Origin of the sequence: Micromonospora sp. NPDC048947 (assembly GCF_040649495.1) — a bacterium.
GTDB lineage: Bacteria > Actinomycetota > Actinomycetes > Mycobacteriales > Micromonosporaceae > Micromonospora > Micromonospora alfalfae.
The window spans coordinates 1-13,720 of record NZ_JBEZFO010000033.1 but is presented as its reverse complement, the minus strand read 5'-3'; the positions used below and the strand labels follow the sequence as shown (position 1 = coordinate 13,720).

Below are 13,720 nucleotides of genomic sequence, written 5' to 3'. Positions count from 1 at the left end.
GCCGGACGCGTCGGTCGAGACGCCGCAGCGGGTACGTCCGCCGGCCGCTCGGCGTACTACCAAAGGAGGTGGTCCGGACCGCCGCGAGCCCAGTAGCGTGCGCGATGTGGATGCGGCGACGTGCGAGGTCGAGCCGCCGCGGACGTGGCGTTCCGTCCCGGTGGTGGTGACGACGGTGGCGATCGGCGTCCTCGTCGCGACGATGCTGTGGTCCGCCACCCGGTCCAGCTCCGCTGGCCTGGTCGGCGTCGACGTCGCGCTGGCGGTGGCCGCCCTGGCCCTCGTTCCAGTGGTCGTCCGCCGTCCGCAGGTCGGTGGCGTGCTGGCCGGCCTGCTCGTCGCGCTGTCTCCGGTGCTCACGCCGGTGGCCAGTTTCGCGGTGCTGTTCATCGCCCGCAACCGGCCGTTTCGGCAAGCGGCGGCGGTGGCGGCGGTCGGCGTGGCGGGCGAGGCGGTGCAGGCGTTCTGGCGACCGGTGCCCAGCCTGCCGTACGGCTGGCGGCTGGTGCTGATGACGATCGCCTACGCGGCCCTGCTCGGCTGGGGCACCTGGGCGCAGGCCCGGAACGCCCTGTTGGCGGCGCTGCGGGACCGGGCCCGGCGGGCAGAGCAGGAGCAGGAACGACGGGTCGACGAGGCGCGGGCGGCGGAGCGCAGCCGGATCGCGCGGGAGATGCACGACGTGCTGGCACACCGGCTGTCACTGCTGGCTGCCGCCGCCGGTGCGATGGAGTACCGGCCGGACGCGCCGCCCGAGCGGCTCAGCGCCGCCGCCGGGGTGATCCGGGCCAGCGCACACCACGCCCTCGACGAGCTGCGCGAGGTCATCACCCTGCTGCGCAGCGACGACACCGACTCGCCGACCGACGCGCCACCCGGGCAGACCCTCGACGACCTGCCGTGCCTAATCGACGAGGCGCGGGCCGCCGGGCAACAGATCGAGGTCGACGACAGGCTCGGCCCGCCGGTCGAGATCCCCCCGACTGTCGGTCGCACCGCGTACCGGATCGCGCAGGAGGCACTGACCAACGCCCGCAAGCACGCCGTCGGTCAGCCGGTCCGGCTGGTGCTCGGCGGCGCGCCCGGCTCCGGCCTCAGCATCGCGGTGAGCAACCCGACGACGCCCGACAGCAGCGCCACCGGCAGCGCAGGCACCGGCCTGATCGGCCTTGCCGAACGGGCTGCGCTCACCGGCGGTCGGGTCGACCACCACGTCGACGCCGCCGGCCGGTTCCAGCTCAGCGCGTGGCTGCCGTGGCTGACGTGACGGTTCCGATCCGGGTCGTCATCGTGGACGACGATCCCCTCGTACGGGGAATGCTCACGCTGATGCTCGACGGCGCCGACGGGATCGTCGTCGTGGGCGAGGCCGCCGACGGCGCCACGGCGATCACGGCGGTGGACCGGCACCTGCCCGACGTGGTGCTGATGGACATCAGGATGCCCGGCGTCAACGGCATCACCGCCACCGAGCGCCTGCGCCGCCGCCACCGGCCACCCGAGATCATCGTGCTCACCACGTTCGACACCGACGAGCACGTGGTGCGAGCCCTCCGGGCTGGCGCGAGCGGCTTCCTGCTCAAGGACACCCCGCCCGAGCAGATCAGTCAGGCGGTCCGCGCGGTGGCGGCCGGCAACCCGATGCTGTCTCCGGGCGTGACGCGCCGCCTCATGCAGCGGGTCGCGTCGGGGGCCGAGTCCCACGAGCGGGCGCAGCAGCGGTTGGCCCTGCTCACGCCCCGGGAACGCGACGTCGTACTGGCCATCGCGCAGGGGCGCTCCAACGCCGAGATCGCCAGCGAGCTGCTGATGAGCGTGACGACGGTGAAGGCCCACGTCTCGCACATCCTGACCAAGCTGGATCTCGACAACCGCACCCAGATCGCTCTGCTCGCCCACGACGGTCGGCTCCTCTGACGGGGAGCCGGGGTCAGGCCAGCACCGCTGGCAGGAGCAGGAGGGCGAAACGGATCACCCGCCCGGAGAGGCAGGCGACGGCGAACTCCCAGCGTCGAAGACCGGCGGTGCCGGCGGCGAGGCTGACGACGGCCAGCGGTGGAACCCCGACCGCGGCGGAGGCCAGCACTGTCGGTAGGGCGGTGCGGCGGCGGGAGAGCCAGCGCCGGATCGGCTCGGTCCACCGCGCGGCCCGAGCCGCCGCGCGACCTGACTTTTCCCGTTTCGCGACCGTCCGGGCCAGCCGTCCCGATCCGCGACGCGCCGACTCGAACAGCAGCAGCTTGCCGGCGGTCTGCCCGAGCGCCAGGGCGACCACGGCCACGAGAGCGTGGCCGGCACGCTGACCGGCGACCACTGCGTACGCCTCGGCGTTGACGACCGGGACGAGCGCCGAAGCGACACCGTAGCCGAGCGCCACCACGGCCTCGGCGAGGCTGCTCATGCCCGGCCGTCCCGTTCGAGCAGCCGGACCACCGCTGCGACCGACCACAGCTTGACCGCGACGACGGCGACGGCGACGCCCAGCGCGAGCAGGTGCTGCCCGAACGCGATGGCGCCGATGACGCCGGCGGTGTTGGCGACCTTGGCCACTGGCGACCAGTTCAACACCCACACCCGCCGGTCGACCAGGTGGAAGTAGTTGGGGCTGAGCACCGGCCAGCACAGGAACGCCAGCGACAGCATGGTGTCCAGCACCAGGAACGAGAGCAGGAAGACCACTGCCACGACCGCGACGTCCGGCACGAGGGAGACCAGGCCCACGCAGAGTACGGCGGTGCACGCGCGGTCGCTCACGATGTCGAAGACGGCCCCGGCGCGGGTCTCCTGTCCGAGCCGGCGGGCGGCCCAGCCGTCGAGCACGTCACCGAACCAGTAGATACCGTACGATACCGCCATCAATGCGACCGACCCGGAGACGAGGGCCACGATACCGACGGTGACAGCGGCGACCGTGCGGATGGCGGTGATGTAGTTGGGAACCGTACGGAGCGGGCCGACGGTGATGGCGGCGCGGGAGTCGACGAGAGTCACCTCCGCAGAGTCGTCCGGTGAGCGTTGTCGCAGAACGTGCCACGGTGCCGATCTCGTTCCGAGGGCGGCACCGGGGTGCCGGCCGATCCGGTACCTGGGTACTGGCCGGTCTTCCGGCTGGTCACGGAGACTGTGCAGGTGATGACTGGAATCCGCGAACTGGTGCGCGACCCCGAGCGAGTGCGCCGACTCGCGTACGCCGCGGTGGTTTTGATCATCGCCGCGGTGGTCACCACCGTCGAGGACGGCGTGTCGGTGCCGGCGGGCTGGGCGTGGCTGGTGCTGCCGGTCGGCCTCGGGGCCATAGCGCTGCGCCCCCGCTACCGAACCGCGGTCTTCGCGGTCTGCGCGGGGTTCGTGGCGATCGTGAGCACCGGCGAGTCGGTGCAGTTGGGTTTGGCAGCCGCCGGCCTGGTGTTCGTCTCGGTCTGCGAGGACCCGGCCCGACACCCGTGGCTGGGGTGGGTGGGTGGCTTGGCCGGCGCGGCCGGCGCCCTCAGCGTCGCGCTGCTCAACGGGCACGGGCTGTACGAACAGCCGTTCTTCTTCGTGACGGCCGGCTACCTCCTGGCGATCCTGTTGCGATCGTGGTCACGCGGCAAGGCCCTCACCCGGGAGACCGACGACCTGCGCGGCCAGGCCGCCTGGCTCGAACAGCGCACCAATCTGGCCCGCGAGCTGCACGACGTGGTCGGCCACCACGTCACAGCGATGGTGGTGCAGGCCGAGGCGGGCCAGCTCAGCGACGATCCGGGGGCGGCGCTGCGGGCGATCGCGGGCAGTGGCCGCACCGCACTGAGCGAACTGGACACGCTCGTCGTGCACCTGCGCGATCCGGACGCGTCGATAGCGGTGAGCGCCCCGCCTCGCCTGTCCGACATCGACGAGCTGCTCGCCCAGCCGCTGCGCCAGCAGGGCGTGACGGTGCGCGTCCAGGTGGACCCCGAGCCGGGCCTGGACGAGATCGGCGTGTTGACCGCCTACCGCATCGCCCAGGAGGCCCTCACCAACATCGCCCGCCACGCGAGAGCCACGGCGGCCTGGGTCGAGTTGGCCCGCGTCGGCGACCACGTCCGCCTTCGGGTCAGCGACGACGGCATCGGGCCGCCCCGCGCCCCCACGAGCGGCTCGGGCCTGCTCGGCATCGGGGAGCGCGTTGCCGCGCGCGGCGGGAGCTGGGAGCTGAGCCACCGCCCCGGCGGCGGCACTGTGGTGCAGGCCGACCTGCCGGTGGCGAACGCATGATCCGCGTCGCGATCGCCGACGACCAGGAACTGGTCCGGGACGGCTTCAGCCTGATCCTGCGGTCCCAACCCGACATCCAGGTCGCGGCCGAGGCGGCCGACGGCAGGCAGTTCCTCGACGCCGTACGTCGAGACTCCCGCATCGACGTCGCCCTCGTCGACATCCGCATGCCGGTGCTCGACGGCCTGCAAGCCACCCGCGAGCTGGCCACGATCCCCCACGCCCCGGCCGTCATCGTCGTCACCACCTTCGATGACGACGCCTACGTCCTGGACGCCATCGCCGCCGGCGCACGAGGGTTCCTGCTCAAGCGTTCCAGCGCCCGCGACCTGATCGCCGCGGTGCGCACCGTCGCGGCCGGCGAGGCGGTCCTCTCCGCCGAGGTCACCGGCGCCGTCCTCGAACGGGTCCGCGCGACCGGCCCGGCCACCCGCGTGGAGTTGGCGGCCTACCAGCTGACCGCCCGGGAAACCGACGTGCTCGCCCTGATCGGCGCGGGGCTCAACAACAACGAGATCGCCGAACGCCTCTACCTGTCCATGAGCACCGTCAAGACCCACGTCACGAACGTGCTGGCCAAGACCGGCAGCCGCGATCGGGTACGAGCAGCCATCCTGGCGATCCAGGCCGGCCTGACGCCCTGAGTCAGGCGCCGGCGCGGATCGGCCGGCGCTGCGGGCTGGCCTGCCGTCCCCCGGTCAGCGCCCTCGCCACGACGGCGATGACGAGGGCCGACGCGATGGTCAGCACCACGGCCACCGGAGCGACGTGCTCGGCCTGCCACTCGACATCGCCGGCCGTGATGGCCGTCTGGTCGATGCCGACGACATCGGTCCCCGGCAGCAGCGAGGCCGGATACCACAACGGCGCGTACGAGTACGGCAGGCCGACACCACCGTTGAGCGTCCAGTAACCGGCCCCGTCGTAGATCAACGCACTGTCGACGACGACGGCGACATCGCAGGCAAGCAGGGCCGCCACGCACAGCAGCCCAATGGCACTCTTGCCGTGCCCCCGCCTGGCCAACCTGGTCGACAGGATCGCCCCCGCGCCGAGGAGCGCCGCCCAGACGCCGCCGGTGACCGCCTCGATCGGCAGGTACTCGACACGCGGTCCGTGCGCGAACAGCACAAGCAGGAGCACGGTCGATATCCACATCAGGCTGAGCCGCTTGGTCATCGACCAGGTTGAACCCATGCCGCGAGGCTACCGTGGACCGGCTCGGCGCTTGATCCCACAGACTCTGCCGGCGGCCCCGTCGGCCCGTTCACATCGGGCTTGGAAGCGCTAGCTGACACCGTCGGCGGTTGATGGGTCGTAGGGTTGCGCTATGGCACAACGACTCGTCAGCGTATGGCAACCGTTCTTCCTTGCTAGCGAGAGTCAGGGCGCGGCCATCGACGCCGCGACCGAGTTGGAGGACCTCGGCTACTCACGGATCTGGTTCTCCGGTGGTTTCGGCGAGAACGTCGCTCCCCGCTTCCGGGAGATCCTGGACGGGACCACGCGCATCGGGGTCGCTACCGGGATCGTCAGCATCTGGCACTCGTCGCCTCCCGAGGCGGCGGCGTTCGCCAAGGACGCGGAGCAGGCGCATCCCGGCCGGTTCCTGCTCGGCCTCGGCGCCAGCCACGCGGTGGTGGTGGAGAGCGGCGGCACCGACTATCGCAAGCCGTACTCACGGATGGTGCAGTACCTCGACGGCCTCGACGCGGCCGGGCTTTCGCCCGAGCGGCGCATCCTGGCGGCACTGGGCCCGCGGATGCTCGAACTCTCCCGCGACCGCTCGACAGGGGCGCACCCGTACTTCGTCCCAGCCGAGCACACCGCCGAAGCGCGGGCGGCAATCGGGCCCGACCGGCTGCTCGCCCCCGAGGTCGCTGTGGTTCTCGACGCGGACCCCACCACCGCGCGTGCCACCGCCCGCCAGTACACGAGCGGGTACCTCGCGCTGCCGAACTACACCAACAACCTGCGGCGATTCGGCTGGACCGACGAGGACTTCGCCGCCGGCGGCAGTGACCGCCTCGTCGACGCCCTGATCCCGTGGGGCAGCGTCGAGGAGGTGGTGGCCGGGTTGGAGAAGCACTACCAGGCCGGCGCGGACGAGGTGGCGATCCAGGTGCTCAACGGCGGCGACGACACGTCGTTCCCCGCCGACGCGTTCCGCGCCCTCGCCGCGGCCCTGATCTGACCTCCGACTGCGGCTCTGACTCACCCGAGGAGATCGAGGCCGGTCAGGTCGGCCGAGAGCGCCCAGAGGCGGGCCGCCTCGCCGCTGTCCGTGGGGCTGCCGTCGGTGATGCAGCAGTCCACGCAGTAGTCGCCGCCGTTCGCGTCGAGCTGGGGTGACGTGGCGGCCCAGACCTGGGTCGCCGCGCCTTGCTCGACGGTCTTGAACAGGCCCTGCGTGGGAGCGCCTTCAGCGTCGATCCAGCCGGCGGCGACCATCTCCTCGGCTGCGAGGTGCCGCTGCAGGGGAGTGAGGATCCAGCCAGGGTTTGTGGAGAAGGCACGGACGCGGTGCGGCCTGCCGAGCAGGTCGAGGTGGCGGGCGAACAGGATGTTCGCGAGCTTGGACTGGGTGTACGCCTCCCACTTGTCGTACCCGCGCTGGAACTGCACGTCGTCCCACCGGATACACCACGCCGGGTTGCGCCCGGAGGCCACCGAGACGACGCGAGCCGTGTCGGGGGCGGTGAGCGCGGGCCACAACAGGTTCGTCAGCGCGTAGTGGCCGAGGTGGTTGACCGCGAAGTGCCCTTCCCAGCCGGGTCCAACCCGGGTTTCCGGGCAGGCCATGATGCCGGCATTCGCGATCAGGATGTCGAGCGCGGGGTGACTGCGGAGGAACCGTACGGCGAAGGCGCGGACGGAGGTGAGGTCTGCGAGATCGAGCTGGTCGACCTCGACCCCGGGTACGCCGGCGAGTGCCTGCCGCGCTGCATCCGGACGGAGAGCTGGGACGACGACCCGAGCCCCGGCTCGGGCGAGCGCGCGGGTCGTGGCGAGACCGAGACCGGAGTAGCCGCCTGTGACGAGGGCGGTCTTTCCGGTGAGGTCGAGCCCGGCGAGGACGTCTCCGGCCGTACTGTGGGCACCGAACCTGGTGTGGGTCGTGTCTCTGCTCATGTCGCGGACGCTAGGTGCTAGACCGAGGTCTAGGTCAATGGCTACGGTCGACGCCATGGCGGACAGCGGCCTGAGCATCGGGCAGGTGGCGCAGCGCACCGGGTTGAGCGTGCACACCCTGCGGCTCTACGAGCGTGAGGGCTTGTTGGCCAGCGAGGTGCGGCGCGACGGGTCCGGCAGGCGCGTCTACAGCGCCTGGGACGTCGAGTGGCTGGCAAACTGCGTGAAGTTCCGTGCCTCCGGGATGCCGCTCACCACCATCAGCCGCCTGGCCCAGCTCGTACGCGAGGGCAGCGGCAACGAGGCCGAGCGGCTCGCGTTGCTTCGCGAACACCAGCTCCACATCAGCGAGCAGCTCACGCAGCTGCACGACACCCTCGGACTCATCAACGGCAAAGTGGCCAGCTACGAGAAACACCTCGCCGCCGGCGCCTCCAATGATCCCTGGCAACAGCAACCCCAGCCCGCCCCGACAGAGCACACACCTCAGCTGGGCTGATGAACACAGCCGGCCGGACCAGGTTCGCTGGCTCTCGTGGCCGTTCGAGTGCCGGGTTGCGGTGCCTGGTTGGTGGGTAGGACCTGAGTGTCGGGCAGATGGGTACGCTGCACCGGCGGTGGCCTCGGCCAAGCACCTCCGCACCACGGCCACCCTCACCGCCCGGGTGGCACCACAGGCGTTCCCGTATCCGCAGACGAGAGGCGAAGCCACACCATGACCGCAGTACCAGGCCAACGGTCTACTGCTGTTGCGGGTTCGGCGGCTGCCGAGCAAGCAGCGGAGGAGGACCTGCGCGCGTTGTTCGGGCAGTCCATCGCCGTCTTCGCGTCTCTGGCGGGGCCGTCGCACCTGGTGGAGACGGCGAACCCGGCGTTCTTCGCCACCATCGGCGAGGAGCGGGCCCGGGTCGGGGTGGCCATCGCCGAGCTGATGCCCGAACTGGCCGGTCAGGGATTCATCGCGCTCCTGGACCAGGTCTTCCGCACTGGTGAGCCGTACACCGGCCGTGACGTCCGGGTCGTGCTGGGCAACGGCCCGCAGGCGCGGGAGGCGTTCTTCGACTTCACCTACGAGCCGCGTCGGGACGCCGACGGCAACGTGACCGGGATCCGTGTGCTCGGCGTGGAGACCACGCAGGTCAAGCACGCCCAACGGTTGATGGCCGAACACCGTGCCCTGCTGGAGCAGATCGCCCGCCAGGCGCCCCTGACCGAGGTGCTCGACGGGATGGCCCGCTGTATCGAGAACCTCGCACCGCAGGAGGTGCTCGTCTCCGTCCTGCTCGCCGATCCCGACGCCCGGCACCTGCGCCACGGCGCCGCGCCGAGCCTGCCCGACTTCTACAACCAGGCCATCGACGGCATCGCGACCGGCGAAGGTGTCGGTTCGTGCGGCACCGCCGCCCACCGGCGGGAACCAGTCATCGTCACCGACATCGCCACCGATCCGTTCTGGGACGACTTCCGGGGCCTGGCCGACCAGGCCGGGTTGGCGGCCTGCTGGTCCACGCCGATCCTGGCCCGCGACGGCGGCCTGTTGGGCACCTTCGCGATGTATCACCGCACCCCGCGCGTCCCGCAGGACACCGACCTCGCCCTCACCCGGCTCTTCGCCGGCACCGCGGCCCTGGCCATCGAACGCCACCACATCGAGCAGGCGAAGCTCGCCGCCGAGGCACGCGCCAAGTCGGCAAATGACGAGCTGGCCAAGGTGCTGCGCGTGGAGCGGGAACTGCGCGCCGAGGCCGAGCAGCGCGCCGCCGCCGCTGCGGCACTCGCCACCCAGATGCGTGCCGCCGCAGCCGCGCAGGCCGCCACGCCGCACCCCGAGCACTGCCAGCTCGGCGGTGCCGCGGGGTGCACCGCGCGAGCCGAGGTCAAGATCGCCGATTCGTGGGGCGACGCGGCGTGGGGCTGCCCCGCCCACGTCGAAGAGGCCATCCTCAACGTGCGATCGGTGTTCATCGCCAGCGAGGAGCTCGGTGGCCTGACCGCTTACCTCAACCGCTGATGGCTCCCGATGCCGCGCTCGGCTTCGGCTACAAGCTTGATTGGCTCGCCGTACGTGACCGGGACGCCGATGCCGTCGCTGCCGCGCTGAACCTCAGCCGTCCCACTCCCGCCAACTGGCGTGATGCGGTCGCCGCCGCGTATGACGATCACGGCCAGTGGCTGGTCACGCCGCCGCTTGACCGGTGGACGCTCGCCGCTTCGAGAGACGTTTCCGCGCCCGAAGACGACCGATTCGCCGCCTGGCTGGCGGCGCTGAGCCGACTGCTCGGTGAGGTGCAGTACTTCGGCACCCATCGCGTCGTGGAATACCACGGGTGGGGACGCGCCCGTGACGGCGTGGTGGAGCGAGCATTCGCCTACCTCGGCGAGCGCGGCGAGGTGCTGTTCGACGTCGGCGAACGCACGATGGAAGAGCAGGCGCTCGGGGTCGGGGTCGCCCCCGACGAGGACGAACCGTGGGACGACGATGACGAGACTTCGCCGTGGCCGGATGAGGAAACCGTGCTCACGCTCGCCGGTCAGTGGAGTATCGACCCACGGACGCTGGAGAGCGTGGTTGTCCCCGGGCATCCGTGGATCACGTCAGCTCGATCGGGATAGCCAGAGAGCGACGAACCAACCCCACCGCAGCCTTCCGTTCCGACCGGCTTTCGGGCGTACCCCTTGTCACCCAGCAGGAGACGCATCTCGCGCGTCTCGACCTGCCTCATCGGGCGGCGGCCTCTGAGCAGCTAGGGACGCCACTCCTTGCGGTAGTCGGGGTGCTCATTGTACGACTGTACGAGCACTCGGAGCGCGTACGCGAGACCAGCGAAGCGCTCGTCGCCGGGGTCCATCGCCTCGTACTCCTTCGCCAGCATGTCGACCAGGTCGAGCATCGGCAGTTGGCTGTCGAGGAGAGCTTCGCTCCCGAAGCGGTGAAACACGTCGGTGTACGCGTGGCAGTCGGCCTCGTACCGGTGGTGAAGGAATCTCAGGAGATCTTCCATCTGTCGATTCTCGCGCACTGCCAACTGTGGCTCGAACACGGTTCACTCACCGCCGCTGCCGCCCGGCTTCAGCCGTTCCTGGGGAACGCGTACTTCTTGCCGCCGACGACGGTGGCGGCCGCGACGATCAGGAGGATGAGTGCCGCCCAGGTGATCGAGGCGGTGCCCAGGCCGGCGAGCAGGAGACCGCCGATGAGACCGCCGGTTGCGATAGAAGCCGAGAAGACCGTGATGGTGATCGACTGAGCGACGTTGGCGGCTTGTCCGGTGGCGTTGATCGTGGCGCCCACGAACAGGCTCGGGGAACTGCCGAACGCGAAGCCCCATGCGGCGACGGCGACGTAGGCCAGCGCCGGTGCGTCCGCGACGACGCCCAGGACGAGCACGCTGGCCCCGAAGAGCAGGGTGCTGCCCACGGCTAGCTTGCGCAGGTGGCGGTCGATGTGGGTTCCGACCACGAGGACGCTGAGCACGGAGGTGACTCCGAAGACGAAGAGCACCCAGCCGGTCTGGTCGGCCATCCCCAGGTGAAGCAGGAGGTCGGTGATGTACGTGTAGAGAAGGTTGTGAGCGATCATGTACGTGGCCAGCGCGAACAGAATGGGCCGCAGTCCGGGCACAACCAGGACCTGCGAGATCCTGAAACGGGCGTCGACCGGTTGGCCGGGCAGGTTCGGCACCGCCACCAGGACCCAGGCCATGGTCATGACGGTCACGGCAGCAGAGGCGTGGAAGGCGAGTTGCCAGCCCCCGAGGGTGCTCAGCCAGGTCCCCAGTGGGATGCCCAGGGCCAACCCGATCGGGGTCCCGGCAAGGGCGATGGCGATGGCACGGCCTTGTCGTCCCTGGGGCGCGAGCCGGGCAGCGTAGCCGCCGAGAAGAGGCCAGATGAGTCCGGTTCCCAGACCTGCGACGAAGCGCAGCACCATCGTCAGCCTGTAGTCATCGGACAGCGCGGTGAGCGCGTTGGTGACGGCGACCACGGCCAGGGCAAGTTGCAGGACGTGCTTGCGCGGCCAGCTGGCTGTCGCCCACGCGAGAGGGATGGCGCCGAGCGCTGTGGCGAGCGCGTAGATCGTCACCGTCTGGCCCGTGAGCGAGACGCTCGTGTGCAGAGTGCGGCTCATTTCCGGCAGCAGGCCCGCCGGCAGGCATTCGGTGAGGATGCTGATAAAGCCGGCCAAGAAAAGGCCGAACAATGCTTTTCCCGGAAGGCGGCCCGGCCGTGCGGTCGTCGGACTCGGGCCTGTGAATGCGGTGGTGGTCATGGTGCTCTTTCAGAAATAGGGCGGTGAGCCCATCCGGGTGGACCGATGACGGAAATCCTGCGTGGCCCGGATGGGCTTGAAAACTGTTTCCTCAGGACACGTCGAGTCTGCTTCAGGCGCGCAGTGCTAACCAGCCACCTGCTTGGTCTACGTCTCGTGTGACTATCACTGGCAGGGACAGGCTGGGCTGCCCACAGCGTGGAACAATTGAGATATGGCAACTGGCCACGCCGCCCAGAGCGATTCCTCAGCCGCCGAACTGAGCGAGTTTCTGCGCACCCGCAGGGCACGCCGGAAACCGGCAGATGTTGGGCTGACCGACCACAGCCGACGCCGCCGCGTCCCGGGCCTGCGCCGGGAAGAACTCGCGCAACTCGCGGGGGTCTCCGCGGCGTACTACACGCGATTCGAGCAGGGCAACGCCCGCAACGTCTCGCGTGAGGTGCTGGACGCGATCTCCCGCGTACTCGAACTCTCCGAAGTCGAGCACGCCCATCTGGTGCGACTCGCCCAGCCCAAGCGGCCTCAGCGCCGGCCCGGGCCACCGCGCCAGCAGGTGCGGCCCGAGATCCGAGACCTGCTCGCCGCCCTGGAAGGTGTGCCAGCGTACGTATGGGGCCCCCGCACCGATGTGCTGGCCTGGAACCAGACCGCCTCCGCCCTCTTCGGTGACTGGGCGGCTCGCGCCTCAGCGGACCGGAACTGGGCCAGGATCACTTTCCTCGACCCGGCTTCCCGGACGTTGTTCCCTGACTGGGAAGCCAAGGCGTACGACGTGGTGGGACAGCTACGGCTGGGTGCCGGCCTGCACACGGACGACCCGTTGCTGGCGTCCCTGGTCGGCGAACTGTCCTTGAAGAGCGAGGACTTCCGCAGGCTGTGGGCCACCCACGACGTCAAGAAGAAGACGCACGGCATCATGCGCCTGTCACACCCACTCGTGGGTGAGTTGACTCTTCGCTACGAGACACTCGCGCTCCCCGGTGATCTGGAGCAGTTGCTGAGCACCTACCACGCCGAGCCCGGGTCGCTCTCGGAAGAGGCGCTTCGGCTGCTGGCCAGTTGGGGAGCAGACGCCGCACAGGAGCGGGCCGCCGCAGCACAGTGACGGAATCGGCGTAGCGATTCAGGAGCGATCGAAGGATTGTTCGCCGAGGACGCGCAGGAAGTCGAAACTGTCGGCGGTGGCCGTGCCGGGTTGCGGCCGGAAGATGACCAAGCGCTGACCCGTGGTGGTGCTGAGAACGAAGTCGCACTGTACGTCCAGCCGCCCGGCTTGCGGATGGACGAGGATTTTGCGGGTGGTCTGTAGCGGGGCGACCTGCATGTCGGACCAGTACTGGGCGAATTCCGGGCTGACGGTGGTGAGATCGGCGATCAGTTGCTCGGATACGGGGTCGTGGCCGCCGCGCGCGGCGGCTGCCCGTAGGTCGGCCACGTAACCGCGGCCGATCGCCTCGTGTTCCTCCGGCACGTTGAGCGCGCGGGATTCGGGGTGGGTGAACCAGCGCCAGGTCACGTTCGAGTGCCGGTCGTCGCCGTCGGTCCAGGAGCCCAGCAGCGCGCGACTGAGGGCGTTCTGGGCGAGGATGGTGGTGCGGTCGTCGATGACGTGCGCGGGCACCGTGGTGAGTGCGTCGAGGAGGAACATCATCGCGGGATCGACGTACCCGCTGATGGTGGAGGCCGTCGGCGCCGGATGCCCGGCGAGGCGGTAGAGGTAGTCCCGTTCGTCGACGGAGAGTCGCAGCGCCCGGGCCAGGCTGCCGAGTAGAGCCTCCGAGGGGCTGGTGTTGCGCGACTGCTCGAGTCGTTCGTAGTAGTCGACGGACACGTTTGCCAGGAGTGCGACTTCCTCACGGCGGAGGCCGGGGGTGCGGCGCCGCCCGCGTGAAGGGAGCCCGACGTCGGCCGGGCGAAGCGCTTGTCGGCGAGCCCGCAGGAAGTCGCCGAGTTCGGTTCGTGCCACGAACTGCCCTTCCGGATCGCGGGGGCCCCCGCACCCCGGGTGGGGGCGCCCAACCCCGCGATGTGCGGAGCAAAAACGGGGTGGGGGCCCAAGCCGGGGCGGGGGTTGGCGAG

Annotated in this window: 16 protein-coding genes; 9 read left to right on the top strand and 7 right to left on the bottom strand. The window is 70.3% G+C overall.

Annotated features, from left to right (window positions below):
* Positions 1-106 precede the first annotated feature (106 nt).
* Both AB0B98_RS31365 and AB0B98_RS31360 read left to right on the top strand, forming a co-directional pair.
* Complete coding sequence (locus AB0B98_RS31365) at positions 107-1,267, top strand: histidine kinase (protein WP_357367297.1); 1,161 nt, start codon at positions 107-109, stop codon at positions 1,265-1,267.
* Positions 1,264-1,917: a response regulator transcription factor gene (locus tag AB0B98_RS31360; RefSeq protein WP_357367295.1), complete on the top strand. Its 654-nt coding sequence runs from the start codon at positions 1,264-1,266 to the stop codon at positions 1,915-1,917. Before AB0B98_RS31365 ends, AB0B98_RS31360 begins: the two co-directional genes overlap by 4 nt.
* A gap of 13 nt (positions 1,918-1,930) precedes the next feature.
* Here AB0B98_RS31360 and AB0B98_RS31355 read toward each other — a convergent pair whose 3' ends face one another.
* Together AB0B98_RS31355 and AB0B98_RS31350 are read right to left on the bottom strand one after the other, a co-directional pair.
* On the bottom strand, positions 1,931-2,401 hold the full coding sequence (locus AB0B98_RS31355) for a VTT domain-containing protein (RefSeq protein ID WP_357367292.1): 471 nt from the start codon (positions 2,399-2,401) through the stop codon (positions 1,931-1,933).
* Entirely contained in the window at positions 2,398-2,991 is a 594-nt protein-coding gene (locus AB0B98_RS31350; RefSeq protein ID WP_357367290.1) for a CDP-alcohol phosphatidyltransferase family protein, read from the bottom strand. The genes AB0B98_RS31355 and AB0B98_RS31350 overlap by 4 nt, the downstream gene beginning before the upstream one ends.
* Before the next feature lie 141 nt (positions 2,992-3,132).
* Between AB0B98_RS31350 and AB0B98_RS31345 the strand changes: the two genes are divergently transcribed.
* Positions 3,133-4,236 (top strand): sensor histidine kinase, encoded by a 1,104-nt coding sequence (locus AB0B98_RS31345; RefSeq protein ID WP_357367288.1) that lies wholly within the window; start codon positions 3,133-3,135, stop codon positions 4,234-4,236.
* Positions 4,233-4,880, top strand: a complete 648-nt coding sequence (locus AB0B98_RS31340) for a response regulator transcription factor (RefSeq protein ID WP_238666805.1) — start codon at positions 4,233-4,235, stop codon at positions 4,878-4,880. The genes AB0B98_RS31345 and AB0B98_RS31340 overlap by 4 nt, the downstream gene beginning before the upstream one ends.
* A 1-nt stretch (position 4,881) precedes the next feature.
* Here AB0B98_RS31340 and AB0B98_RS31335 read toward each other — a convergent pair whose 3' ends face one another.
* Positions 4,882-5,433, bottom strand: a complete 552-nt coding sequence (locus tag AB0B98_RS31335) for a hypothetical protein (protein ID WP_357367285.1) — start codon at positions 5,431-5,433, stop codon at positions 4,882-4,884.
* A 133-nt stretch (positions 5,434-5,566) separates the two neighbouring features.
* On the opposite strand from AB0B98_RS31335, the gene AB0B98_RS31330 reads away from it, so the two are divergent.
* On the top strand, positions 5,567-6,430 hold the full coding sequence (locus AB0B98_RS31330; RefSeq protein ID WP_357367283.1) for an LLM class F420-dependent oxidoreductase: 864 nt from the start codon (positions 5,567-5,569) through the stop codon (positions 6,428-6,430).
* A gap of 20 nt (positions 6,431-6,450) precedes the next feature.
* On the opposite strand, the gene AB0B98_RS31325 is transcribed toward AB0B98_RS31330, so the two are convergent.
* Positions 6,451-7,368, bottom strand: a complete 918-nt coding sequence (locus AB0B98_RS31325; protein ID WP_357367281.1) for an oxidoreductase — start codon at positions 7,366-7,368, stop codon at positions 6,451-6,453.
* 55 nt (positions 7,369-7,423) lie between these two features.
* Here AB0B98_RS31325 and AB0B98_RS31320 point away from each other — a divergent pair, with 55 nt between their 5' ends.
* The 3 genes from AB0B98_RS31320 to AB0B98_RS31310 all read left to right on the top strand — a co-directional run bounded on the left by AB0B98_RS31320 (position 7,424) and on the right by AB0B98_RS31310 (position 9,981).
* Positions 7,424-7,867 (top strand): MerR family transcriptional regulator, encoded by a 444-nt coding sequence (locus AB0B98_RS31320; protein WP_238666801.1) that lies wholly within the window; start codon positions 7,424-7,426, stop codon positions 7,865-7,867.
* Between the two features lie 216 nt (positions 7,868-8,083).
* Complete coding sequence (locus AB0B98_RS31315; RefSeq protein WP_357367279.1) at positions 8,084-9,379, top strand: GAF domain-containing protein; 1,296 nt, start codon at positions 8,084-8,086, stop codon at positions 9,377-9,379.
* Complete coding sequence (locus AB0B98_RS31310; protein WP_357286714.1) at positions 9,379-9,981, top strand: hypothetical protein; 603 nt, start codon at positions 9,379-9,381, stop codon at positions 9,979-9,981. The genes AB0B98_RS31315 and AB0B98_RS31310 overlap by 1 nt, the downstream gene beginning before the upstream one ends.
* Positions 9,982-10,112: 131 nt before the next feature.
* Here the strand turns inward: AB0B98_RS31310 and AB0B98_RS31305 are convergent, their stop codons facing one another.
* On the bottom strand, positions 10,113-10,370 hold the full coding sequence (locus tag AB0B98_RS31305) for a DUF6221 family protein (RefSeq protein WP_357286717.1): 258 nt from the start codon (positions 10,368-10,370) through the stop codon (positions 10,113-10,115).
* Positions 10,371-10,438: 68 nt separating this feature from the next.
* Positions 10,439-11,638 (bottom strand): MFS transporter, encoded by a 1,200-nt coding sequence (locus AB0B98_RS31300; RefSeq protein ID WP_357367277.1) that lies wholly within the window; start codon positions 11,636-11,638, stop codon positions 10,439-10,441.
* 214 nt (positions 11,639-11,852) lie between these two features.
* Here AB0B98_RS31300 and AB0B98_RS31295 point away from each other — a divergent pair, with 214 nt between their 5' ends.
* On the top strand, positions 11,853-12,746 hold the full coding sequence (locus AB0B98_RS31295; RefSeq protein WP_357367275.1) for a helix-turn-helix transcriptional regulator: 894 nt from the start codon (positions 11,853-11,855) through the stop codon (positions 12,744-12,746).
* An 18-nt stretch (positions 12,747-12,764) separates the two neighbouring features.
* Here the strand turns inward: AB0B98_RS31295 and AB0B98_RS31290 are convergent, their stop codons facing one another.
* A complete protein-coding gene (locus AB0B98_RS31290; protein ID WP_357367273.1) occupies positions 12,765-13,607 on the bottom strand; it encodes a helix-turn-helix transcriptional regulator in 843 nt (280 codons plus the stop codon).
* Positions 13,608-13,720: the final 113 nt, after the last annotated feature.